The organism is Streptomyces sp. NPDC002536 (genome assembly GCF_053594995.1).
Genome location: NZ_JBSFWU010000020.1, coordinates 63,969 through 86,512 on the forward strand (window position 1 = coordinate 63,969; position 22,544 = coordinate 86,512).

Here is a 22,544-nt window from a genome sequence, read left to right on the forward strand (position 1 = left end):
CCTCAGTGCGGCTGAAGATCCCGCATGTGCCCCTCCTCCGTCATTCCGGACGGCATCGCCGGATGCCGTCCGATCAGCACGATCCCCACCACGATGGCCGCCAGCCCGGCCGCCTGCCACGCCAGCGCCCCCGGCGTGGTCCGCAGCCGGTCGCCGAGGAAGCCCACGCCGCAGGCGATGCCGGCCAGCGGCTGGGCTGCGGTGAGCGCGGGCAGCGACATCCGCAGCGGGGCCGTCTCGAAGGCGCTCTGCACCAGCACCAGGCCCGTCACACCGATCACCAGCACCCCGTACGGCTGCCAGCTGGTGACGAGGGCGGCCAGGCCGCCGTGGCCGAAGCGCTCGCCGCTGACCCGGGTCAGCGCGTCCTGCACGCCGTAGAGCAGCCCGGCCGCCACCGCCAGCAGGGCGGCCTCCGTGCTCATCCGGACCCGTTTGGAGACCGCGGCCAGCAGCATCGCGGTGCCCACCATGATCCCGATGATCAGCCAGTGCCGCAGCGGGTCGGTGACGGTGTCGCCGCCGTGCGGCTGCCCGGCGACGATGAAGGCCGTCACCCCGCACGCGAGCAGCACCAGTCCGCCCCAGCCGGTGAGGCCGAGCGGCTGTTTGGTCTGCCAGCGGGAGAGGGCCATGGCGAACAGCAGGTTCGTCGCGAGGAGCGGTTCGACCAGCGAGATCTCGCCCTGTCCGAGTGCCACGGCGCCGAGGATCATTCCGGCCACCATCAGGGCGATGCCCGCCAGCCAGCGGGGCATCCGCATGAGGTCCAGCAGCAGCCGGAGCGAGAGGAAGTCGCTCATCGGCGCCCGCTGCGCGGCGTTCTGCTGGAGTACGAACCCCACGCCCAGGCAGCAGGCGGCACTCACGCCGAAGGCGAAGACCATCACGTCGCGCACCTCAAGACCGGGCGGTCGTAGGAGACTTGACAGAAAAACGATAGCCGCCCGGGGGGCGGGGTGACCGTCGAGTACCCCTCTTTCGGCCGTTCATCCAGTCAAACGGTTGACTGTGATCGGGGGTGCCCCGAGGATCGGACGCGCACGAACACCCTTCCGAAGGGTCCTTTCGATACCTCTCCGACCAGGGCGGATGTGCGGATGTGACGACGTACGACGCGGACGCGATCGTGATCGGGGCGGGTCTGGCCGGCCTCGCCGCCACGGCGGAGCTCGTCGCGGCGGGGCGGAGGGCGATCCTCCTGGATCAAGAGCCCGAACAGTCGTTCGGAGGTCAGGCGTTCTGGTCCTTCGGGGGTCTCTTCCTCGTGGACTCGCCCGAGCAGCGCCGCCTGCGGATCCGCGACAGCCACGCCCTGGCCTGGCAGGACTGGCTCGGCACCGCCGCCTTCGACCGCCCCGAGGACCACTGGCCGCGCCGCTGGGCCGAGGCGTACGTCGACTTCGCCGCGGGCGAGAAACGGGCCTGGCTGCGCCGCCTCGGGGTGCGCCTCTTCCCGGTCGTCGGCTGGGCCGAGCGCGGTGGCTACGACGCCACCGGCCACGGCAACTCCGTCCCGCGGTTCCACATCGCCTGGGGCACCGGGCCGGGCCTGCTGGAGCCCTTCGAGCGGCAGGTGCGGGAGGCCGCCGCCCGCGGCCTGGCGGACCTGCGCTTCCGGCACCGCGTCACCGCCCTCTCCCGCACCGCGGGCGCCGTCGACACCGTGAGCGGCGAGGTCCTGGCCCCCAGCACGGCGGCCCGGGGCGTGGCGAGCAGCCGGGAGAAGGCGGGCGAGTTCACCCTCCGGGCCCCCGTGGTGATCGTCGCCTCCGGCGGCATCGGCGGCAACCACGACCTGGTCCGGGCCCACTGGCCGCGCCGCCTCGGCGAGCCGCCCGAGCGGATGCTCTCCGGGGTCCCCGCGCACGTGGACGGCGCGATGCTGGGCGTCACGGAGGCGGCGGGCGGGCGCCTCGTCAACCGTGACCGGATGTGGCACTACACCGAGGGCATCGAGAACTGGAACCCCGTCTGGGCCCGCCACGGCGTCCGGATCCTGCCCGGCCCGTCCCCGCTCTGGTTCGACGCGACCGGCAAGCGGCTGCCCGTGCCGCTGTTCCCCGGCTTCGACACCCTCGGCACCCTCGAACACATCATGCACACCGGTCACGACCACACCTGGTTCGTGCTCGACCGGCGCATCATCGGCAAGGAGTTCACGCTCTCCGGCTCCGACCAGAACCCCGACCTGACCGGCCGGAGCATCCGCGGCGTCCTGGGCCGCGCGCGGGCCGGGGTGCCGGGTCCGGTGCAGGCGTTCCTGGACCGCGGCGCCGACTTCGTCGTCGAGCGCGACCTGTCCGCGCTCGTGCGCGGCATGAACGCGCTCACCGGCAAGGAGTTGATCGACGTGGACGGGCTGCGCCGTGAAATCGCCGCCCGCGACCGGGAGATGGCCAACCCCTTCACCAAGGACCTCCAGATCGCCGCCCTCCGCGGCGCCCGCGGCTACCTCGGCGACCGGGTCACCCGCATCGCCGCCCCGCACCGCATCCTCGACCCGGCCGCCGGCCCGCTGATCGCCGTGCGGCTGAGCATCCTCACCCGCAAGACCCTCGGCGGCCTGGAGACCGACCTCTCGGCGCGGGTCCTCACCCCCGGCGGCGAGCCGCTGCCGGGCGTCTACGCGGCGGGGGAGGCGGCCGGGTTCGGCGGGGGCGGCATGCACGGCTACCGCTCCCTGGAGGGGACGTTCCTGGGCGGCTGCCTCTTCTCGGGCCGCGCCGCGGGGCGGGCGGCGGCTCGGGACCTCGCCTAGGGCGGGCCGGGACGTACGGGAACCGGCAACCGGAGGTAACCACTCCTGACGACACGTCAGTTGACGTTTTGTCAGGTCCAAGATCGGGTCTTGACTCGGAGCAGTGACTACCGGTTTGCTGTGCGTCACTGATAACGATTACGCGCGCAGCGCCGAGGCGACCGGAGGGACGTACGCCGATGACGCCTCCACCCCCCTTGGGCCGCTCCCGGCACAAGGACGGGCCCACGTTCGACCCCGCGCTCGACGACACCCGCCTCGCCGCGGTCCGCGACGACCTGGCCCGCGGCCGCTGGGACGCCACCCGCAAGCTGCTCGCCCGCACCGGCGAGGACTGGGACCGCCGCGGCCACCGCCTCGTCGTCCTCGCCGAGGGCGCCGCCAGCGCCGCGTGGGCCCGCGACTGGCAACTGGCCGAGCCCGACAGCCCCGACGCCGCCGCCCTCCTCGCCTGCGCCGCCGTCTTCCGGGCCGTGCGCGGCCAGGACGGCCCCGACGAGGCCCGCACCCTGTGCCTCGCCGCGGCCAGGATGGCGCCCCGCGACCCCACCCCCTGGCTCTGCCTGCTGATCCTCGCCCGCCGCACCGGCACCGACGACGAGCGCGTGCGCGCCTTCGACCAGGTGCGCGCCCGGCACCGCGACCACCACCACGCGCACCACCTGATGGCCGCCTGCCTCGCCGAACACCAGCAGGGCGACCGCGACGACCCGCTGCACGAGGTCTACGACTTCGCCTCCTGGGCGGCCGAACAGGCGCCCGCCGACTCGCCGTTGGCCGTGCTGCCCGTCGTCGCCCACGCCGAGCGCTTCCGCGTCCTCGCCCGCGCCGGCGTCGAGCCCGCCGACCCCGCGCGCTCCGGCCACTGGACCACCCGCCGAGCCCGGCAGGTGATGAAGGCCGCCTTCGACTGGTGGCTCGAATGGGACGTCGACGACGACACCGCCGATGCTGCCGACGCCGACGGCGCCGCACCCGCCGTCACCCATCCGCGCCGCAAGGTGGACCTCAACTACCTCGCCCACGCCAAGCTCCACGAAGGCCGCCCCGCCGAGGCGGCCGCCCTGCTCACCCGGATCGGCCCGCACGCCACCCGCGCCCCCTGGTCCTACCCCGACCGGGACCCCGGCCAGGCCTTCCAGGCCGCGCGGCGCGCCGTGCTCGGAGCCGCATGACCGACGCCGGCGCGCAGCCCGACGGGCGCAGCCGCACCGCCCATCCCACGGGAAGGACCACCCCGCCATGCCGACGGGCACAGCCAGCGACATCCGCACGTTCAAGGGCCTGGAAAGACGCCTGCGCGCCGACCGGATCGGCGTGCCGGGGCTGCTGCTGTCGGTGGCCGCCTCCAGCGCGCCGCTGATGGTGACGGCCGGCGTCATGCCCACCATCTACGGGACGATGGGCATCGTCGGCCAGCCGCTGCTCTTCGTCATCCTCGGCTGCGTGCTCACCCTCTTCTGCTTCGGCTACGCCGAGATGAGCCGGCATGTCCACAACGCCGGTGCCTTTTATGCCTACATCGCCCGTGGTCTCGGCGGCACCGCCGGAACGGCCGCCTCCGTCGTGGCGCTGGTCGCCTACAGCACCATGCAGTTCGGCATCTACGGCATCTTCGGCTTCGAGGTCGCCGGCCTGCTCGACAAGTACCTCGGGGTGGCCGTCGGCTGGTGGGCGCCCGCCCTCGCCGGCGTCGTGGCCATCGGCGTCTGCGGCTGGCTGAAGATCGACCTCAACGCCAGGGTCCTCGGCGTCCTGCTGATCGTCGAGTGCGCCATGGTCGCGATCTTCGACATCGCCGGTCTCGGCAGCCCCGGGAAGGACGGCCTCTCGCTGCAGGCCTTCGACCCCACCACCCTCTCCGGTACCGGGCTGGGCACCGCACTCTGCTTCACCATCGCCGCCTTCGTCGGCTTCGAACAGGCCGCCGTCTACGCCGAGGAGACCAGCAGCCCGCAGGTCACCGTCGCCCGGGTCACCTTCCTGGCCGTCGGCCTCACCGCCGTGCTCTTCGCCGCCGGCTCCTGGGCCCTGGGCGTCGCCGCCGGCCCCTCGCAGATCGTCGGACTCGCCCGGAAGGAAGGGCCCGACCTCCTCTTCACCCTCGCCCAGAACCACCTGGGCACGGCCTTCACGGACGTGATGCACGTCTTCTACGTGACCGGCATGTTCGCCGCCATGCTCAGCTTCCACAACGTCGTCGCCCGCTACGCCTTCGCCATGGGCCGCGAGGGCCTGCTGCCCGGGGCCGTCGGCCGCACCTCGCGGACCAGCGGCGCGCCCGCCCACGGCTCCCTGCTGCAGAGCGCCGTCTCGCTGCTGGCCGTGGCGGTCTTCGCGGTCACCGACGACCGGCCGCACGGCGACCCGACGGCGCCCGTGCTGCACCTGTTCACCTGGATGGGCAATGTCGGCGCCCTCGGCATCATCGTGCTCATGGCCGCGGCCAGCGCGGCCGTCATCGCCTTCTTCGTCCGGCGCGGCGCGGCCCGCGCCCAGGCCCCGCGGCTGCTCGCCTCCGGTGTCGCCGGGGTGGCCCTGGTGGTCATCGCCTGTTACGCGGTCACGGACTTCCACGTCCTGCTCGGCGCCGCCCCCGGCTCCGCACTGCGCTGGATCCTGCCGGGCATCATCGGCGCGGCCGTGCTGCTGGGGCTCGGCTACGGCCTGGTGCTCAAGGCGGTGCGGCCGCAGGTGCACGCAAGGATCGGCCTGGGCAACGAGGCGTTCCAGCTGGAGAAGGCGGCGAAGGCAGTGAAGGCGGCGGGCGGTTCCAACACGCCAACAGGCAAGAACCGTTGAGCCCACAGAAAGGTTTCCTCATGACCTCCTGCTGCCACCCCGCCCCCACACCCCCCGCCGGGCCCGCCCTCCCGCACCCCCTCGACCCGCTGAGCGCCGAGGAGATCACCGAGGCCCGCCGCATACTCGAGGAAGCGGGCAAGGTGCACGACACCACCCGCTTCCCCCTCGTCCTGCTCGACGAGCCCGAACGGCACACCGCGGCCGCCCACCGCCCCGGCGACCCGGTGGTCCGCAGACTGCGGGTCACCCTCCTCGACGCGGGCACCGGCGCCGCGGCCGAGGCCGTCGTCGACGTCACCGCCGGACTGCTCCTCGCCCACCGGGAACTCGACCCGGCCAAGGACGGACAGCCGCAACTCACCTTCGAGGAACAGGGCGCCGTCGACGCGATCGTCAAGGCCGACCCCGGCTGGCGCTCGGCGATGGCCGCCCGTGGCGTGCCGGACGAGGCTCTGGAACTGGCCATCTGTGCACCGCTGGCCTCCGGTTGCGCGCCCGACGCCCGGCCGGGCCGCCGCCTGGTGCGCTCGCTGACCTGGCTGCGCTGCGACGCGTCCGACAGTCCGTGGGCCCACCCGGTGGGCGGGCTGGTGGCCGACGTCGACCTGACCGAACGGCGGGTGGTGCACCTCGTCGACACCGGGGCGGTGCCCGTGCCCGCCGAATGCGGGCGCTACGCCCGCGAGTTCACCGGACCCGCCCGCACCGACCTGCGCCCGCTGGAGATCACCCAGCCCGAGGGCCCCTCCTTCCGCCTCGACGGCCCGCTGCTCACCTGGCAGAACTGGAGCTTCCGCGTCGACTTCAACGCCCGCGAGGGCCTCGTCCTGCACCGCATCGCCCACCGCGACGGCGACCGCGAACGCTCCGTGCTGCACCGCGCCTCCCTCGCCGAGATGGCCGTGGCCTACGGGGAGCCGGACCCGTCCCGCAACTGGGTCGCCTTCCTCGACGCGGGCGAGTACGGCCTCGGGGCCAACGCCAACGCCCTCCGCCTCGGCTGCGACTGCCTCGGCGAGATCCGCTACCTCGACGCCGTCGTCGCCGACGACCTGGGCAGGCCGCAGACGCTGCCCAACGCGATCTGCATCCACGAGGAGGACCACGGACTCCTGTGGAAGCACACCGACATCTTCGACAACATGGCCGTCGAAAGCCGCCGTTCGCGCCGCCTGGTCGTCTCGTTCATCGCCACCGTCGGCAACTACGACTACGGCTTCTACTGGTACTTCCACCAGGACGGCACCATCGCCTTCGAGGCCAAGTCCACCGGCATCGTGCAGACCTCGGCCGTCGAGCCGGGGGAGGGCTCGCCGTTCGGCACGGAGGTGGCGCCGGGCCTGCTCGCCCCGTACCACCAGCACCTGTTCTGCGTACGGCTCGACGCGGCCGTCGACGGCCCGGCCAACACGGTCGAGGAGGTGGACGTGGTGCCGCTGCCGGACGGGCCCGGCAACCCCAACGGCAATGCGCTCACGACCCGGACGACCGTGCTCACGGACAGCGCGGAGGGCGGCCGCCTCGCGGACACGTCCGTCGGCCGCCGCTGGCGCATCACCAACTCCGCTGCGCGGAACCGCATGGGACAACCGGTCGCCTACACGCTCGTCCCGCAGCCCGGCCCGGCCGTCCTCGCCCGCCCCGGCTCCCCGGTGGCCCGGCGCATGGCCTACGGCACCAAGCACGTCTGGGTCACCCGGCACCGCCCCGACCGCCGCTACCCGGCGGGCGAACACCCCAACCAGCACCCAGGGGGCGCGGGCCTGCCGGAGTGGACGACGGGCGGCGAGTCCCTGCGGGACACGGAGCTGACGGTGTGGCACACGTTCGGGCCGACGCATGTGCCGCGGCTGGAGGAGTGGCCGGTCATGCCGGTCGATGCGACGGGCTTCAGCCTGAAGCCGACGGGTTTCTTCGACCGGAACCCGGCGCTGGATTTGCCGTAGGGCCCCGTCAGGGGCGCGGGGAACTGCGCGACCAGCCACCGACGGTCTGCAGCCGAACCACCACCCCAGGGGTCCGGGGCACAGCCCCGGGAACGTCGACTGCGGGCGCGTCGTGGTTGCTCGCGCAGTTCCCCGCGCCCCTGGCGGGGCCAGGGCTTCAGCCCTCCACGGCCTTCCCCACCCGTCGCGAGACGGTGAACTCGTACAGGTCCAACACCCCTGGCGGCTCCGCCAGTCCCGGGCCCCCGGCCCGGACCCACGCCGCGATGTCCGTCAGCGCCTCGTCGTCGTTGACGAGCCCCAGCCACACGGGCCGCCCCCCGGCGGCCCGCCCCGCGGCCGACGGCTGCACCACGACCACATTGGCCTGGTCGCAGACGTCCAGGCACTCCGACGCCCGTACCTCCGCCGCCCCGCCCAGCGCCGCGCGCAGCCGGGGTATCTGCCCGCCGTGATCGACCCCGGGCACTTTCGCCGGGTCGCCGCAGCAGCAGCCGCGGCACACGGTGATCCGGCAGGGGGCCGCGGGCGCCTTCTTGGTGATCATCCGGCCGATGATACGCAACGCGGAAAACCGAAAGCCCCGGCGCAGCCGGGGCTTTCGGACGTGCACGGGCGGCGCGGCGCCGTTACTCCTGCGCCTCCGCCGCGACCGGCTTCGGGATCAGGAAGGACGTCCCGATTGCGGCGGCCATGATGACCACACCGGCGATCATGCTGGTGACGTACCCGCTCGCCGACGCCGGGTCGGACGGCTGGGCCGCCGTCTGCACGGCGAACAGCAGGGCGAAGCTCAGGCCCGCACCCAGGTTGAACGCACCCGCGTTCAGGCCGGGCAGGAAGCCGGGGTTCTCGTTCGGGGACAGCACGATGCCGAGCCCGTTGAGCACGATGTTCGCCACGCCCGCGTAGGCGATGCCCACGAGGATCGACGTCGCCAGCAGCATCAGGCGCGAGTGCGCCGGGATCGTGACGATCATCAGGACGACGGAGGCCACCGACCCGATGAGGCCGATCCGCAGGATGCGCCCGTAGCCGAAGGTGGCGGCGAGGCGGCCGGCGACCGGGCCCATGGCCAGGCCGGCGAGGGCGTACGGGGTGAGGGTCCACCACGCGGACTGCTCGGCGGTCATGCCGAGGCCGGCCTTGGCGTCCTGGGCGAAGGCCGGGATCAGGCCGTTCATGACGGCGAACACACCGGTCATGGTGAGCGTGGTGGTCAGCAGCGTGGCCCAGGTGCCGCGCTGCTTCAGGTGCCGGGTGGCGACCAGCGGGTGCTTGGAGCGGTCCTCGATGCGCCAGAACACGGCGAACGCGGCCGCGGCGACGACGACCAGCCCGGCGACCAGGCCCCAGTTCGCGGCGGCGAGCTTGCCGGCCTCGTTCAGGGCGACGAGCAGCGAGCCGACCGAGACGACGAGGAGGCCGACGCCGGGCCAGTCCATCCGGTCCGCGCCCTCGACCTTGGACTCCGGCGTCATGGTGGCGGCCAGGACGGTCGCGATCGCGGCCACGGCGGCCATGGCCCAGAAGACGGCCTGGAAGCCGTGCTTGTCGGCGAGGAAGCCGCCCGCGAGGGAGTCGACGCCGGCGACGCCGCCGTTGACGGCGGTGATCATGCCGAGCAGGGTGCCGTACCGCTTGGGCTCGGTGACCTCCTGCCGCAGCATGATCAGGCACAGCGGGACGGTCGGGCCGGACGCACCCTGCAGGATGCGGCCCACGAACAGCATGGGCACGCTGTCCGACAGCGCCGCGACGACGCAGCCGACGGCCATCAGGGCCAGCATTCCGGCCAGCACCTTGCGGCGTCCGACGACGTCGCCGAGCCGCGGCAGGAAGAGCGAGAACAGCGCCGCCGAGGTGAAGAAGGCGGTCTGGGTGAGGCCGACCTCCGCGGAGCTCGCCCCGAGGCTGTCCTGGATGCTCTTCAGCGCGGGGCTGAGCATGCTGGCATTGAGCTGGAACGCAATGCAGGCCGTGAGGAGCGCGGTGACCAGCACGCCCACCCGGACGGTGCGGCCCGTCGCCGGGGTGCCGGTGGGCCGGTCGGTGAGAGAAACGTTCATGCCTTGACGCCCGTGTGAGGTGGATCCGAACACACAGAAAAACCCCAGCTGAGCTGGGGTTTCTTTATTCTGTGAGTGTCCGAGGGGGGACTTGAACCCCCACGCCCGATAAAGGGCACTAGCACCTCAAGCTAGCGCGTCTGCCATTCCGCCACCCGGACCAGGTGTTTGTCTCTGCGGGGTGTTCCCCGCGGCGACAGAGAAAACAATAGCAAACATCCGGGGGTGCTCGATCACCCGGCCGGACGAGGGGCCCCGGGCCCGTGCGGGGCCGTTCGTTGCGGCCGCATGTCGGCAGCATTGTGGCCTTGGGCTGCGGGAACGGGCGAGAGAGGATGGCGGGTGGACCTAAGGACCGGGGTCCGTCCGCAGTCGGGCCCCGGCCGATGAACCACGAGGAGGCAGCGTGAGCGAGTCGAAGCCGGCCCGTAGCGGGGGCGCAGGGGCGGGGAGCGCCGAGAGCGAGGTCGTGGACCTCTGCCGCGATCTGATCCGGATCGACACCAGCAATTACGGCGACCACTCCGGACCGGGGGAGCGTGCCGCCGCCGAGTACGTGGCCGAGAAGCTCGCCGAGGTCGGGCTCGAGCCGCAGATCTTCGAGTCCCACAAGGGCCGCGCCTCGACCGTGGCCCGCATCGAGGGCGAGGACCCGTCCCGGCCCGCCCTGCTCATCCACGGGCACACCGACGTCGTCCCGGCCAACGCCGACGACTGGACCCACCACCCCTTCTCCGGCGAGATCGCCGACGGGTGCGTCTGGGGACGCGGCGCGGTGGACATGAAGGACATGGACGCGATGACGCTCGCGGTCGTCCGCGACCGGATGCGCTCGGGCCGCAAGCCCCCGCGCGACGTCGTGCTCGCCTTCCTCGCCGACGAGGAGGCGGGCGGCACCTACGGCGCCCGCCACCTGGTCGACAAGCACCCCGGGCTCTTCGAAGGCGTGACCGAGGCCATCGGCGAGGTGGGCGGCTTCTCCTTCACCGTCAACGAGAACCTGCGGCTCTATCTGATCGAGACGGCCGAGAAGGGCATGCACTGGATGCGGCTCACCGTGGACGGCACGGCGGGCCACGGTTCGATGACCAACACGGACAACGCGATCACCGAGCTCTGCGAGGCGGTCGCCCGGCTGGGGCGGCACGAGTTCCCGGTGCGGGTGACCAAGACCGTGCGGTCCTTCCTCGACGAGCTCTCCGACGCGCTCGGCACCCCGCTCGACCCGGAGGACATGGAGACGACCCTCGCCAAGCTCGGCGGCATCGCCCGGATGATCGGCACCACGCTGCGCAACAGCGCCGCGCCGACCATGCTCGGCGCGGGCTACAAGGTCAACGTGATCCCCGGGCAGGCCACGGCGCACGTCGACGGCCGCTTCCTGCCCGGGTACGAGGAGGAGTTCCTCGCCGACCTCGACCGGATCCTCGGGCCGCGCGTGCGGCGCGAGGACGTGCACGCGGACAAGGCGCTGGAGACGAGCTTCGACGGCGACCTCGTGGAGGCGATGCAGTCCGCGCTGAAGGCCGAGGACCCCATCGCGCGCGCCGTCCCCTACATGCTCTCCGGCGGCACCGACGCCAAGTCCTTCGCCGACCTCGGTATCCGCTGCTTCGGCTTCGCGCCCCTCAAGCTGCCCCCCGAGCTGGACTTCGCCGGGATGTTCCACGGAGTGGACGAGCGGGTGCCGGTCGATGGTCTGAAATTCGGGGCGCGGGTGCTCGACCGCTTCCTGGATCAGTGCTGACTCGGGTACTGAACAAAAGCCACTCTGCTCGATCTTGGCGCTTTCGTAGCCGGAAAGAGTGAATGCCCTCATGGCTACGTAGCCCGATTGCCTCCGTGTCGTTACAGGTGTGCGGTCCGCGGCTGGGACCGCATGCCAACAAGGAGGAATCCATGCTCAAGAAGGTCGCCGCTGCTGCGGCTGCCACCGGCGGTCTCGTGCTCGCGGGCGCGGGGGTGGCTGCTGCCAGCTCGGGCGCCGAGGGCGCTGCCGTGAACAGCCCCGGAGTCGTCTCCGGCAACGTCGTGCAGGTGCCGGTGGAGGTCCCGGTCAACGTGTGCGGCAACACGATCAACGTGGTCGGGCTGCTGAACCCGGCCACCGGCAACACCTGCATCAACAAGTGACGTTGTGCCCCCTTCCATGAGGGTTTGAAGGAGGGCGGCTCCGAAGCGCGCGCCATGCGCTTCGGAGCCGCCGGGGTTTCGATGAGCCGTCGGCTGTGCCGCTCGGTTTTCGACATGGCAAGAAGCGCAAAAAGCAGCAGCAGAGGGGCAGAAGCAATGCGACAGGTCTCCAAGAAGGGCCTGCTCACCGTAGCGGCGGCGAGCGGGGTACTCGCCGTCACCGGCGGCTACGCACACGCGGACACCGGCGCCGAGGGCGTCGCCGCACATTCCCCCGGTGTCGCCTCCGGCAACACCGTGCAGGTCCCGGTCCACGCACCGGTGAACGTCTGTGGCAACACCGTGAACGTGGTCGGCCTGCTCAACTCGGCCTCGGGCAACACCTGCATCAACGGCGGTGGCCACTTCCACCGGGGGCACGAGGGCCACAAGGGCCACGGCAGCAACGGGCACGAGGGCCGTGAAGGCCACGAGGGCCGCGGCACCGGCGTCGCCCTCGCCGCTGGCAAGGCCGAGCACTCGCCCGGCATCGCCTCCGGGAACGTCGTGCAGGTCCCGGTCAGCGTCCCGGTCAACGCCTGCGGCGACAACGTCAGCGTCGTCGGCGTCGGCAACTCGGCCACCGGCAACGGGTGCTTCAACGCGGGCGGCGGCGACCACGAGCAGGGCGGCCCCCGGGAGCACGGGCCGTCCCGCGACCACGGGCAGCCCCCGTCCGACGACTGCGACGACCACGGCCCGCACCACCCCGGGCACGGGCAGCACCACGGCAACCCGCCCTCCGAGGGCGGTCGGCCGGGCCACGAGCAGCAGCCCGCGCAGCACCAGCCGGGCGGTCACGCCCCCGGTGCGCCCGGCACGCACGAGGTCAAGCCCGTCACGGCCGTGAAGGGTGTGCACCGTGCACCCGAGCAGCCGTCCACCATGGAGCAGGCCGGCACCAAGGCCGCCCAGCTCGCGCACACCGGTGCCGGCCAGGTCGGCATGGCCGGCGCGGCCAGCGCCGCGCTGCTGCTCGGCGGTGCGGTTCTCTACCGCCGCTCGCAGGGCGCGCAGGGCTGAGTCCGTAGGTCACGGCAGTACGGAGCGGGTCCCGCGGATCGCGGGGCCCGCTCCTTCCGTGTTCTCGCAGCCGTCCGTGCAGTCACCACGTGGCGCGCAGCTGGCGGATGATCCGCCGCCGCAGCCGCACCTTGCGGCTGCCGTCGGGGTACAGGCGCAGGCGGTCCAACTCCCAGTGTCCGTACTCGGCATGATCGGTCAGCAGGCGTGTGGCCGCCCCTCGGGAGACCCCCCGCGGCACATACACATCACAGAATTCGTATTCCGGCATCGCATCTATTGTGCGGGAACAGCCCCGGTACGGATAGCGTCTGCAGTATGTCTGATGCTGCGCAGCCGACCGCTGCCGAGGTACGGGCCGCCGCCGAGGCGGTCAAAGCCGCTCTGGACCGCCACCTCGAGGCCGTAGAACGCCGTTCGGGGGAGGACGACCCGGCCGTCTACGCCGCGTTCAACGAGCTGGCCGCGACAGCCGAGGCCTACGACGAGCTGCTCTACGACGTCTACGACGAGGTCACCCCCTTCGAGATCCCCGGCGACGACTCCCTGCCCGCCTACGCGGGCCCGGAGGAGCCGAGCGCGCTCAGCGTGCTGATCCGCAGGGACTATGCGGTGGCCGAGCCCCAGCGGCTGCTCGCCCAGGCCCAGCGTGTCGCCGACCTCGACCCCGACATCGACGTCGAGGCGGACGCCGGGGCGCCCGGCACGGCGGCGGGCATCGTGGGCAGCAGCGTGCACGCGGCGGTCACGGTGCTCTTCGGAGAGTACGAACCGGATGAAATCGCCTCCCGGCACAAGGAGTTCGGCCTGGAGGAGGGCGACTCCACCCTGTGGGTGGCCGCGGCCGACGGACTCGCGGAGCCGGGGGACTGGCTCTCGGAACCCTTCGAACAGCCCGAAGCGCAGCGGGTGATCTGCCGGTTCGACGTCAGCGCCGTCTTCGACGAGGAGCTCGACGACCTCGGCGACGACGCCTTCGACGACGGCGACGACGGCATCGACGACGGAATCGACGAGGACGGCGGCGAGGAGGAACCCGCGAGCGGGACCCGCGCCCGGCAGGGGAAGGGCTGAACCCTCCCCCTGCCGGACGCCCCGAAGGGGCGCGGGGCAGTCCTATATGCGGCTCCGCCGCGTGGGCGCGACCATCCCCCAGCTACCGCTGGGGGTGCCCCCAGGAGGTGCCCCCAGACGAGCCCGCAGTCGACGCACCGCACTCCCCGCGGAGCGTCTGGTCACCCGGCAGTGCGGGTCTGCGCCTCCAGCAGGGACCGCAGCCGGGTGGTCCGCTCCTTCGCCGGCACCTCGGCGACCGCCCGGGGCAGCGCCTGGTCGACGCCGTGCACGACCGACAGATGGCGCTCACCACGGCTGAACGCGGTGTAGACCCACGCCCGGGTCAACTCCCCGGCCGCGTCGCCCGGCAGCACCACCACGGCGGCAGGCCAGCGCATCCCGGCCGCCTGGTGCGCGGTGACGGCCCAGCCGTGCCGCACCTCCTCCGGAACCCGCTCCGGCGCCACGACGACCGGAGCACCGCCGCAGTCCAGGCGCAGCCCCTCGGCATCCGCCGAGACCACCGTGCCCGGGACTGCCCGGCCCGGCGCCGGGACGTGCACGACCCGGTCACCCGGGTCGAAACCGCCGAACCGGCCGGGGCCCGGGTTCAGCCGCTCCTTGAGCGCCGCATTGAGCGCCCGCGTTCCTGCCGCACCGCCGTGGCCCGGGGTGATCACCTGGGTCTGCTCGGGCGGCACACCGATCGCGCGCGGCACCGAGTCGGCCACGAGCTGCACCGTGCGGTGCACCGCCTCACCGGCGTCCCGCACGGGGACGATCACGACCTCCTTGCCCGGGGCCTCCACCTGATTGAGCTCGCCGATGCCGATGCCGGAGACCAACTCGCCCACCGGACCCGGATCCGGGGTGCGCGAGACCACGACCGGGCAGGCGCGGGACGCCACCACATCCGCGAACACCCGGCCCGCGCCGGCCGACCAGAGCACACCCGGGTCGCCACTGAGCACCAGCCGCGTGCCGTCCGCCAGCGACTCCACCAACAGGGCGGTCGTCTCCACGTCCAACTGGGGCGCATCGAGGACGGCGAGCAGGTCGAGCGCGAGCGAACCGTCCTCGTCACGCCCCGGACCCTCCCGGCCCGCCAGCAGACCCGCCACCGTCACCGCGTCCGCCTCGCCCTGCCCGACGAGACGGCGCCTGCCGTCCTCGGTGTGCGCGGCGGCCCACGCGCGCAGCCCGAGCGAACGGGCGGCAGCCACCAGCGCCGCGGGCTCCGCACGGGCCGTCTCGCCGCCGCTGTGCGCCACGAGACCGGAGCCGGCCGCAGCACGCACGAGCTCGGCGGCGGAGGGCGAAGGAGCCGCGGCCGCCGCCTCCTCCCACTCCGAACCGCCCTCCGCCGGACCGTTGTTGAGCAGCCGGGCCAGCCCATCGGCGAGGCTCTCCTCGGCCATGGCGTACCGGTCGAGCCCCAACAGCAGCCGCACGTCAGCGGCTTCCTCCGACTCCTCCGCCCCTTCCTCCTGCCCGCCCTCCCGGAACACCAGCACCGCACCCTCGGCAATGGCCGCCTGCAGCGCCGCGTCCGCGTCGGGCACGGAACGGCGGGCCAGCTCGGCACGCAGGGCCGACGACTCCAGCACCGTGTGCCCCGCCAGAGCGGCACGCTCCAGCAGCCACACGACCAGGGCCTGCGCCCGGCGCTCGTCCCCCGGCCCGCACTCCGCCCCGAGCAGCGCCCGGGCAAAACCGTCGGCCTGCTCCGGACGGACACCCGGCACCGCCAGCAACTGCCACGGGTCCTCGCGCAGCACCTCGGCCGCCTGCTCGCCGAGCACCTCGGTCGCAGGCCCGGCGAGCGACTCGGGCGCCCCGCCCGCCGCCAGCACCTCACGCACCCCGGCCCCCGGAGAAACCGGCTGCCGCCGGTCGGGCGCCGGCGCAGCCGCCGGGGTCCGGGCAGGCTTCGGCGCCGGCCGGGCCGCGGGCCGCGCAGCAGGCTCGTTGAAGAAGGAAGCGGCCGACCGCTCCCCGCTCTCCACGGCCCGCACCGCGGCCGCCAGCGCCTCGGCGGCGGCGGACCGCCGCCCGCCCTCCGGGCCCGTACCGGCACCCTCCGCGGCAGCGGCTCCCCCGTCGGGGCGATCGGTCGTCACAGCGTGCTCCAGTCCTGGTCGGGGTAGCGGTGCACGGGCGCCGACACATCGTCGAGAGCCCTGCAGATCTCGTCCGGAAGCGTAAGGGCCTCCACTGACAACGCCGCCGCGAGCTGCTGCGCCGTACGCGCCCCGACGATCGGGGCGACCACGCCCGGGCGGTCCCGGACCCAGGCCAGGGCCACCTGCAGCGGCGTCGTCGCCAGCCCGTCCGCCGCCGTGGCCACCGCGTCGACGATGTGCCCCGCCGCCTCGTCCAGATACGGCTCGACGAAGGCGGCCAGGTGGTCCGAGGCGCCGCGCGAGTCCACCGGGGTACCGCGGCGGTACTTGCCGGTCAGCACACCGCGCCCGAGCGGCGACGAGGGCAGGATGCCGATGCCCAGGTCCCGGGCGGCCGGCAGCACTTCGCGCTCGATGCCGCGCTGCAGCAGCGAGTACTCCATCTGCGTACTCGCCAGCCGGGTGCGCGTGCCCGGTGCCGCGAGCTGCCAGGTGGCCGCCTTGGCCAGCTGCCAGCCGCAGAAGTTGGAGACCCCCACGTAACGGGCCCGGCCGCTGGCGACGGCGAGGTCGAGGGCCTGGAGCGTCTCCTCCACCGGCGTGAACGGATCGAAGGCGTGCACCTGCCACAGGTCGACGTAGTCGGTGCCCAGCCGCTCCAGGGAGGCGTCGAGCGCGGCGAGCAGATGCCCGCGCGAGCCGTCGAACCGCCGGTCGGGGTCCGGCACGCTGCCCGCCTTCGTCGCGATGACCAGGTCGCGACGCGGGACGAGCTCCTCCATCAGCTGCCCGAGCAGGTACTCCGCGCCGCCGTCCGCGTAGACGTCCGCGGTGTCGACGAGCGTGCCGCCCGCCTCCAGGAACGTCTTGAGCTGTTCCGCCGCGTCGTGCTCGTCGGTGTCCCGGCCCCAGGTCAGCGTGCCGAGCCCGATCCGGGACACACGCAGGCCCGTGCGGCCGAGATGCCTTAGCTCCATGGGCGCAGAGCGTACTGGCCGCGGGCAGGGCCGCGGCCGACGCCCGGTGACGTATCCCCGGTCGGCACGCTACAGTCCCGGCAACGACGACGTTACTGATCGGTAGGGAGTGCCCCGATGGCTCGGATGCGGCTCGGAATCAACCTCGGCTACTGGGGAGCCGGGATGGACGCGGACAACCTGGCGGTGGCCCGCGAGGCCGACCGGCTCGGCTACGCCGTCTGCTGGGCGGCCGAGGCGTACGGTTCCGACGCCCCCACCGTGCTGTCGTGGGTCGCCGCGCAGACCGAGCGGATCGACGTCGGTTCGGCGATCTTCCAGATCCCCGCCCGTACGCCCACCATGACGGCGATGACGGCCGCGACCCTCGACTCGCTCTCGGGCGGCCGTTTCCGGCTGGGGCTGGGCGTGTCCGGTCCGCAGGTGTCCGAGGGCTGGTACGGGGTGAAGTTCGACAAGCCGCTCGCCCGCACCCGCGAGTACGTCGAGATCATCCGCAAGGCGATGTCCCGTGAGCGGCTCACCCACGAGGGGGAGCACTGGACCCTGCCGCTGCCCGGCGGTCCGGGGAAGCCGATCAAGCTGACCGTGCACCCGGTGCGTGAGCACATCCCGCTGTACATCGCGGCGATCGGGCCGAAGAACCTGGAGCAGACCGGCGAGATCGCCGACGGTGCCCTGGTCATCTTCTTTGCTCCCGAGCATGCCGAGGAGACCACGCTCGGTGCGCTGCGTGCCGGCCGTGCCAAGGTGGGCAAGGAGCTCGACGGCTTCGACCTCGTGCCGACCGTCCCGATGGCCGTGGGCGACGACCCGGGCGCCCTCGCCGACCTCTTCCGCCCGTACACCGCCCTCTACGTGGGCGGCATGGGCAGCGCCAAGCAGAACTTCTACAACAAGCTGGCGCAGCGCATGGGTTACGAGAAGGAGGCGGCCGAGATCCAGGAGAAGTACCTCGCCGGGGACAAGGTGGGCGCGGCGGCCGCCGTTCCGCGGCAGCTGATCGACTCGACCACGCTGCTCGGCCCGGTGGAGCGCATTGCCGAGCGTATGCAGGCCTACGCCGGGGCGGGTGTGACCACGCTCTCCCTCGCTCCCGCGGGATTCACGCTGGACGAGCGGATCGCGGCCCTGCGGACCGGAGTCGAGGCGCTGGAGCGGGCCGGGCTGGCGTAGTCGGAGGGAACTCTGCGGCCGTGGTGGGGGCTCGGGGGTGGCTTCCCCGCCACGGCCGACACCAGCACAACGCCCGTACGGGCCAAGGGTTACGGCCTGCGGCCGGCTTGTGTGCGTCCTTCGTTCGGCCGAGTGCGTGCCGCTCCCTGTTGCCGCCTCTCATGCATGGCATTTGACTGGGATTTCGCGAATGTCGTGGAGATGGCGTGGAGACGGAGGCGGTCGTGATGCTCTCGGCAAGGAGCCTGTTCCAGGAGATCCTCGGCGACGACGAATCCTTCCGGCTCTTCTGCTCGATCGCCGCAGGCGGTGAGGCTCAGGGGGGCTGGGAGAACGGCCGGATCGCGGCCCTCGTCCCCGAGCGCCACCGCACTCTCGCCCCCAAGATCGCCCGGCACGGAGCCGACGAGGACAAGCACGGCCGCATCTTCCGGTCCCTGCTGGACAAACGCGGCCTGGAGCCCGTCGAGGTGCCCCCGGAGACCGACTACGGCAGGATCCTGGAACGGCGTGGCATCGGCCTCCCGCACACCAGGTTGCGCGGCGAAACCCGCCTGACCGAACGGGACATCGTCACCTACCTCGCGCACAGCAGGGTCACCGAGCAACGTGCGGCCGAGCAGATGGAGATGCTCGTCGAGCACTTCGGCGACCACCCCGAGGTCGGCAGGGCCGTCACCGTGATCCGGCACGACGAGAGCAACCATCTCTCCTACTGCCACGAGGAGTTGCTGCGCCTGGCCGCCGCCGGGCACGGCCGGACGATCCACCGGCTCCTGCGCCGCAGCGCCCTCGCCGAGATCGCCGTCCACCGCGACGTGAGCCTCGCCGCGGTGGGCCACTTGGGCCGCATTCTGCGCTGGCCCCCGAGCAAGTCCGCCGCCCTCGTGGCGGCCGTCCACGTGCTGTACGCCTACGAACGTCTCTACGGCTGGCGGCGGATGGTCACGCTGCGCATGCCGCGCCGGCGCAACGCCCTGGGCGCTCCGGCGCCCAGGCACCCCGAATTCGCCTGACCTGCTTGATGGTTGTCACCTGGTGGTTGTCACAGCCAGCCGCGCCGCTTGAACATCCGGTACAGCCACACCACCAGCCCCGCCATCACCGCGACCGCCGCCGGATAGCCCCACGGCTGCCGCAGTTCGGGCATGTGCGTGAAGTTCATCCCGTACACCCCGGCGATCATCGTGGGCACCGCGGCCATGGCCGCCCAGGCCGAGATCTTGCGCATGTCGTCGTTCTGCTGCACGCCCATCTGTGCCAGGTGCGCCGAGAGGATGTCGGACAGCAGCCGGTCCAGGCCCTCCACCGACTCGTTGGCGCGCGCCAAGTGGTCGCTCACGTCGCGGAAGAACGGCCGGGACCGCTCGTCCACGAACGGCAGCCCCGCGCCGGACAGCCGCGCGAGCGGCACGGTGAGCGGGACGGTCGCGCGCCGGAACTCCACGAGCTGCCGCTTGAAGGAGTAGATCCGCGCAGCGGTGTTCTTGGTGTCCGTGCCCACCGGGGCGAAGACCTCCGCCTCCAGCTCGTCCAGGTCCGCCTGGAGGGCGGCCGCCACCTCGGTGTAGCGGTCCACGACCTCGTCGCTCATCGCGTACATCACCGCCGTCGGCCCGTGCCGCAGCAGCTCCGGGTCCTGTTCCAGCCGCTGCCGCGCCCGGGCCGGCGTGCCGCCCTCGCCGTGCCGGACGGCGACCACGAAGGAGTCGCCGACGAACAGCATCAGCTCGCCGGCGGTGACGGTGTCCCGCTCGTCGTCGTACGTCACGGGTTTGAGCACCAGGAACAGCGAGTCCTCGTACACCTCGAGCTTCGGCCGCTGGTGCGCCTTGAGCGCGTCCTCGACCGCCAGCGGGTGCAGCCGGAACTCCTCGGCCACCAGCGCGAACTCGTCCTCCGTGGGCTCGTACAGCCCGATCCAGACGAAGGAGTCCCCCTGGCTGCGCGCCTGTTCCAGCGCGTCCGAGAAGTCGGCCGGGCCCTCGGTGCGGCGCCCGTCCCGGTAGATGGCACAGTCCACGATCACGCGGGCATTCTTACGCCTCCCCGTACCCGCGGTACACCCGGGGCGGCCGTCGTAGGCTGGCCCCCATGCCCACGCTGATCCTGGTCCGGCACGGCCGGTCCACCGCCAACACCGGGGGCGTGCTCGCCGGATGGACCCCGGGTGTCGCCCTCGACGAGCGCGGCGCGGCCCAGGCCGCCGCCCTCCCCGGCCGGCTGGCCGCCCTGCCGCTCGCCGCCGTGGTCACCAGCCCGCTGCAGCGCTGCCGGGAGACCCTCGCCCCGCTGCTCGCCGCCCGTCCGGAACTGCCGCTGCACACCGACGAGCGCATCGGCGAGTGCCACTACGGCGACTGGGCCGGCCGCAAGATCGCCGAACTCGCCGGCGAGCCGCTGTGGGAGGTCGTCCAGCGCCATCCCGCCGCCGCGGCCTTCCCCGGCGGCGAGTCCGTACGCGCCATGCAGGCCCGCGCCGTCGACGCCGTGCGCGACTGGAACGAACGCATCGAGCGGGAGCACGGGCCCGACGCGGTCTACCTCATGTGCTCGCACGGCGACATCCTCAAGGCGATCGTCGCCGACGCGCTCGGCCTGCACCTCGACCAGTTCCAGCGGATCGCCGTCGACCCCTGCTCGGTCAGCGCCGTCCGCTACACCCGGCTGCGGCCGTTCCTGCTGCGCCTCGGCGACACCGGGGACCTCGCGGGCCTGGCCCCGCACGAGGAGGTGCCCGGGGCCGGCAGCGGGGACGCGGCCGTCGGGGGCGGTGCGGGGGCACCGTGATCGCCGTGCGCAGTAGGGTGGGGACGTGGTGAGGCGGGGCCGCCGGCACCACATCCGGATCCGTACCTTCCGACCACCGAACCCCATGGAGCAGGACGTTGTCCCGTCAGGTGTTCCTCTATGACCCGCCGGACCGCTTCATCGCCGGTACGGTCGGGCTGCCGGGCCGCCGCACTTTCTTCCTCCAGGCCAGCGCGGCCGGCCGGGTCACCACCGTAGCCCTGGAGAAGGCCCAGGTGGAGGCGCTCGCCGAGCGCATCGACGAGTTGCTGGACGAGGTGGTCCGGCGCACCGGGGGCAGCGCCCCCGTACCGGCCGTGGCCCCCGCGGAGCTCGCCGACGCGGCTCCCCTCCAGACCCCCGTCGACGAGGAGTTCCGGGTCGGCACGATGGCCCTCGCCTGGGACGGCGAGAGCGAGCGCATGGTCGTCGAGGCGCAGGCCCTCGTCGAGCTGGACGCCGACACCGACGAGGACCTCGCCGAGGCCGAGGAGCGGCTGCTGCAGGACGAGCTGAACGGGCCGCCGATGCTGCGCGTGCGCATCACGGGCACCATGGCCCGTTCCTTCGCCAAGCGCGCCCTGGAAGTCGTCAACGCCGGCCGCCCGCCGTGCCCGCTGTGCAGCCTGCCGCTCGACCCGGAGGGACACGTATGTCCGCGCCAGAACGGATACCGCCGCGGAGCGTGACCCCGCACGAGCTGCTCTCCCGGGGCGAGCTGACGGTGCGTGGGCAGGTGCGCGGGGCCTCGAACGCCGTCCTGTACTGCACGGTCGAGTACGCGGGCCACAGCGCCGCCTGCGTCTACAAGCCGGTCGCGGGGGAGCAGCCGCTGTGGGACTTCCCGGACGGGACGCTGGCCCAGCGTGAAGTCGCCGCGTACGAGCTCTCCGAGGCCATGGGCTGGGGCCTGGTCCCGCCCACCGTGCTGCGGGACGGGCCGTACGGGCCCGGCATGTGCCAGCTGTGGATAGAGGCCTCCGACGGGTCCTCCGACGGGGAGGCGGACGAGCCCGCGCTGCTCGCCCTCGTCGAGGGGGAGGAGCCCGGGCCCGGCTGGAAGGCCGTGGGCTACGCGGACGTCGGCGAGGACCGCACGGCGCTGCTGGTGCACGCGGACGACGAGCGGCTGCGCCGCCTGGCCGTGCTCGACGCCGTCATCAACAACGGCGACCGCAAGGGCGGCCACCTGCTGCCCGCTGCCGACGGCCGGCTCTACGCCATCGACCACGGTGTGACCTTCAACGCGGACGACAAGCTGCGCACCCTGCTGTGGGGCTGGGCGGGGGAGCCGCTGCCGGAGGAGGCGGTGGAGGCGCTGCGACGGCTTTCGGCCGATCTGGCCGAGGGGCGCCCCCTGGCCGGGCGGCTGGCGGAGCTGATCACCCCGGCCGAGATCGACGCCCTGCGGGAGCGGGTCGCGGAACTCCTGCGCACGGGACGGCACCGCGAGCCGAGCGGTCAGTGGCCCGCGATCCCTTGGCCGCCGGTGTGAGCGCCCCGAAGGGGCGCGGGGAACTGCGCGATCGGCCACGACGCGCCCGCAGTCGAGGTGCTCGGGGCTGCGCGGCGTCCATGACGGCCTCGGAGAGCAGGGAGAGCGCGCCGACCGGGGTCTTGAGCTCGTGGCTGACGTTGGCGACGAA

20 protein-coding genes, 1 tRNA gene and 1 pseudogene are annotated in these 22,544 nt (G+C 72.9%); 13 read left to right on the forward strand and 9 right to left on the reverse strand.

The window, feature by feature from the left end:
• Window positions 1–2 precede the first annotated feature (2 nt).
• Window positions 3–887 carry a DMT family transporter gene (locus tag ACWD4B_RS10430; RefSeq protein WP_451420382.1) on the reverse strand — a complete coding sequence of 295 codons (885 nt, stop codon included), beginning with the start codon at window positions 885–887 and terminating at the stop codon, window positions 3–5.
• A 215-nt stretch (window positions 888–1,102) separates the two neighbouring features.
• Between ACWD4B_RS10430 and ACWD4B_RS10435 the strand changes: the two genes are divergently transcribed.
• The 4 genes from ACWD4B_RS10435 (at window position 1,103) to ACWD4B_RS10450 (ending at window position 7,512) form a co-directional block, all read left to right on the forward strand.
• On the forward strand, window positions 1,103–2,761 hold the full coding sequence (locus ACWD4B_RS10435) for an FAD-binding dehydrogenase (protein WP_451420364.1): 1,659 nt from the start codon (window positions 1,103–1,105) through the stop codon (window positions 2,759–2,761).
• Between the two features lie 179 nt (window positions 2,762–2,940).
• The gene (locus tag ACWD4B_RS10440) at window positions 2,941–3,936 is read left to right on the forward strand and encodes a hypothetical protein (RefSeq protein WP_451420365.1); all 996 of its coding nucleotides are present in this window, start codon (window positions 2,941–2,943) and stop codon (window positions 3,934–3,936) included.
• A 67-nt stretch (window positions 3,937–4,003) separates the two neighbouring features.
• Complete coding sequence (locus ACWD4B_RS10445; protein ID WP_451420366.1) at window positions 4,004–5,563, forward strand: APC family permease; 1,560 nt, start codon at window positions 4,004–4,006, stop codon at window positions 5,561–5,563.
• A 20-nt stretch (window positions 5,564–5,583) separates the two neighbouring features.
• The gene (locus tag ACWD4B_RS10450; protein WP_451420367.1) at window positions 5,584–7,512 is read left to right on the forward strand and encodes a primary-amine oxidase; all 1,929 of its coding nucleotides are present in this window, start codon (window positions 5,584–5,586) and stop codon (window positions 7,510–7,512) included.
• 157 nt (window positions 7,513–7,669) lie between these two features.
• On the opposite strand, the gene ACWD4B_RS10455 is transcribed toward ACWD4B_RS10450, so the two are convergent.
• The 3 genes from ACWD4B_RS10455 to ACWD4B_RS10465 form a co-directional block, all read right to left on the reverse strand.
• Window positions 7,670–8,059: a (2Fe-2S) ferredoxin domain-containing protein gene (locus ACWD4B_RS10455; protein ID WP_451420368.1), complete on the reverse strand. Its 390-nt coding sequence runs from the start codon at window positions 8,057–8,059 to the stop codon at window positions 7,670–7,672.
• An 82-nt stretch (window positions 8,060–8,141) separates the two neighbouring features.
• The gene (gene uriT / locus ACWD4B_RS10460) at window positions 8,142–9,581 is read right to left on the reverse strand and encodes a uridine transporter UriT (protein ID WP_451420369.1); all 1,440 of its coding nucleotides are present in this window, start codon (window positions 9,579–9,581) and stop codon (window positions 8,142–8,144) included.
• Between the two features lie 76 nt (window positions 9,582–9,657).
• Window positions 9,658–9,742, reverse strand: a tRNA-Leu gene (locus ACWD4B_RS10465).
• 245 nt (window positions 9,743–9,987) lie between these two features.
• Here ACWD4B_RS10465 and ACWD4B_RS10470 point away from each other — a divergent pair.
• The 3 genes from ACWD4B_RS10470 (at window position 9,988) to ACWD4B_RS10480 (ending at window position 12,776) form a co-directional block, all read left to right on the forward strand.
• On the forward strand, window positions 9,988–11,328 hold the full coding sequence (locus tag ACWD4B_RS10470; RefSeq protein WP_451420370.1) for a M20/M25/M40 family metallo-hydrolase: 1,341 nt from the start codon (window positions 9,988–9,990) through the stop codon (window positions 11,326–11,328).
• A 152-nt stretch (window positions 11,329–11,480) separates the two neighbouring features.
• Window positions 11,481–11,714, forward strand: coding sequence for a chaplin (locus ACWD4B_RS10475; RefSeq protein ID WP_390778930.1), 234 nt, complete (start codon window positions 11,481–11,483; stop codon window positions 11,712–11,714).
• 156 nt (window positions 11,715–11,870) lie between these two features.
• A complete protein-coding gene (locus tag ACWD4B_RS10480; RefSeq protein ID WP_451420371.1) occupies window positions 11,871–12,776 on the forward strand; it encodes a chaplin in 906 nt (301 codons plus the stop codon).
• Between the two features lie 82 nt (window positions 12,777–12,858).
• On the opposite strand, the gene ACWD4B_RS10485 is transcribed toward ACWD4B_RS10480, so the two are convergent.
• Window positions 12,859–13,047 (reverse strand): DUF5703 family protein, encoded by a 189-nt coding sequence (locus tag ACWD4B_RS10485; protein WP_336415773.1) that lies wholly within the window; start codon window positions 13,045–13,047, stop codon window positions 12,859–12,861.
• 47 nt (window positions 13,048–13,094) lie between these two features.
• On the opposite strand from ACWD4B_RS10485, the gene ACWD4B_RS10490 reads away from it, so the two are divergent.
• Window positions 13,095–13,850 carry a hypothetical protein gene (locus ACWD4B_RS10490; RefSeq protein WP_451420372.1) on the forward strand — a complete coding sequence of 252 codons (756 nt, stop codon included), beginning with the start codon at window positions 13,095–13,097 and terminating at the stop codon, window positions 13,848–13,850.
• A gap of 161 nt (window positions 13,851–14,011) precedes the next feature.
• On the opposite strand, the gene ACWD4B_RS10495 is transcribed toward ACWD4B_RS10490, so the two are convergent.
• Window positions 14,012–15,952: a helix-hairpin-helix domain-containing protein gene (locus ACWD4B_RS10495; RefSeq protein WP_451420373.1), complete on the reverse strand. Its 1,941-nt coding sequence runs from the start codon at window positions 15,950–15,952 to the stop codon at window positions 14,012–14,014.
• Window positions 15,949–16,932 carry an aldo/keto reductase gene (locus ACWD4B_RS10500; RefSeq protein WP_451420374.1) on the reverse strand — a complete coding sequence of 328 codons (984 nt, stop codon included), beginning with the start codon at window positions 16,930–16,932 and terminating at the stop codon, window positions 15,949–15,951. Before ACWD4B_RS10500 ends, ACWD4B_RS10495 begins: the two co-directional genes overlap by 4 nt.
• 126 nt (window positions 16,933–17,058) lie before the next feature.
• On the opposite strand from ACWD4B_RS10500, the gene ACWD4B_RS10505 reads away from it, so the two are divergent.
• On the forward strand, window positions 17,059–18,108 hold the full coding sequence (locus ACWD4B_RS10505) for an LLM class F420-dependent oxidoreductase (RefSeq protein WP_451420383.1): 1,050 nt from the start codon (window positions 17,059–17,061) through the stop codon (window positions 18,106–18,108).
• A gap of 227 nt (window positions 18,109–18,335) precedes the next feature.
• Window positions 18,336–19,124, forward strand: a complete 789-nt coding sequence (locus ACWD4B_RS10510; RefSeq protein ID WP_451420384.1) for a ferritin-like domain-containing protein — start codon at window positions 18,336–18,338, stop codon at window positions 19,122–19,124.
• A 29-nt stretch (window positions 19,125–19,153) separates the two neighbouring features.
• On the opposite strand, the gene corA is transcribed toward ACWD4B_RS10510, so the two are convergent.
• Window positions 19,154–20,137, reverse strand: a complete 984-nt coding sequence (gene corA, locus ACWD4B_RS10515) for a magnesium/cobalt transporter CorA (RefSeq protein ID WP_451420375.1) — start codon at window positions 20,135–20,137, stop codon at window positions 19,154–19,156.
• Between the two features lie 65 nt (window positions 20,138–20,202).
• On the opposite strand from corA, the gene ACWD4B_RS10520 reads away from it, so the two are divergent.
• The 3 genes from ACWD4B_RS10520 (at window position 20,203) to ACWD4B_RS10530 (ending at window position 22,393) form a co-directional block, all read left to right on the forward strand.
• On the forward strand, window positions 20,203–20,898 hold the full coding sequence (locus ACWD4B_RS10520; protein ID WP_451420376.1) for a histidine phosphatase family protein: 696 nt from the start codon (window positions 20,203–20,205) through the stop codon (window positions 20,896–20,898).
• 98 nt (window positions 20,899–20,996) lie between these two features.
• Window positions 20,997–21,587, forward strand: a complete 591-nt coding sequence (locus ACWD4B_RS10525; protein ID WP_336415767.1) for a DUF3090 domain-containing protein — start codon at window positions 20,997–20,999, stop codon at window positions 21,585–21,587.
• A complete protein-coding gene (locus ACWD4B_RS10530) occupies window positions 21,551–22,393 on the forward strand; it encodes an SCO1664 family protein (RefSeq protein WP_451420377.1) in 843 nt (280 codons plus the stop codon). Before ACWD4B_RS10525 ends, ACWD4B_RS10530 begins: the two co-directional genes overlap by 37 nt.
• Before the next feature lie 70 nt (window positions 22,394–22,463).
• Here the strand turns inward: ACWD4B_RS10530 and ACWD4B_RS10535 are convergent.
• Window positions 22,464–22,544: pseudogene (locus tag ACWD4B_RS10535) on the reverse strand (histidine kinase dimerization/phospho-acceptor domain-containing protein); the annotation flags it as partial.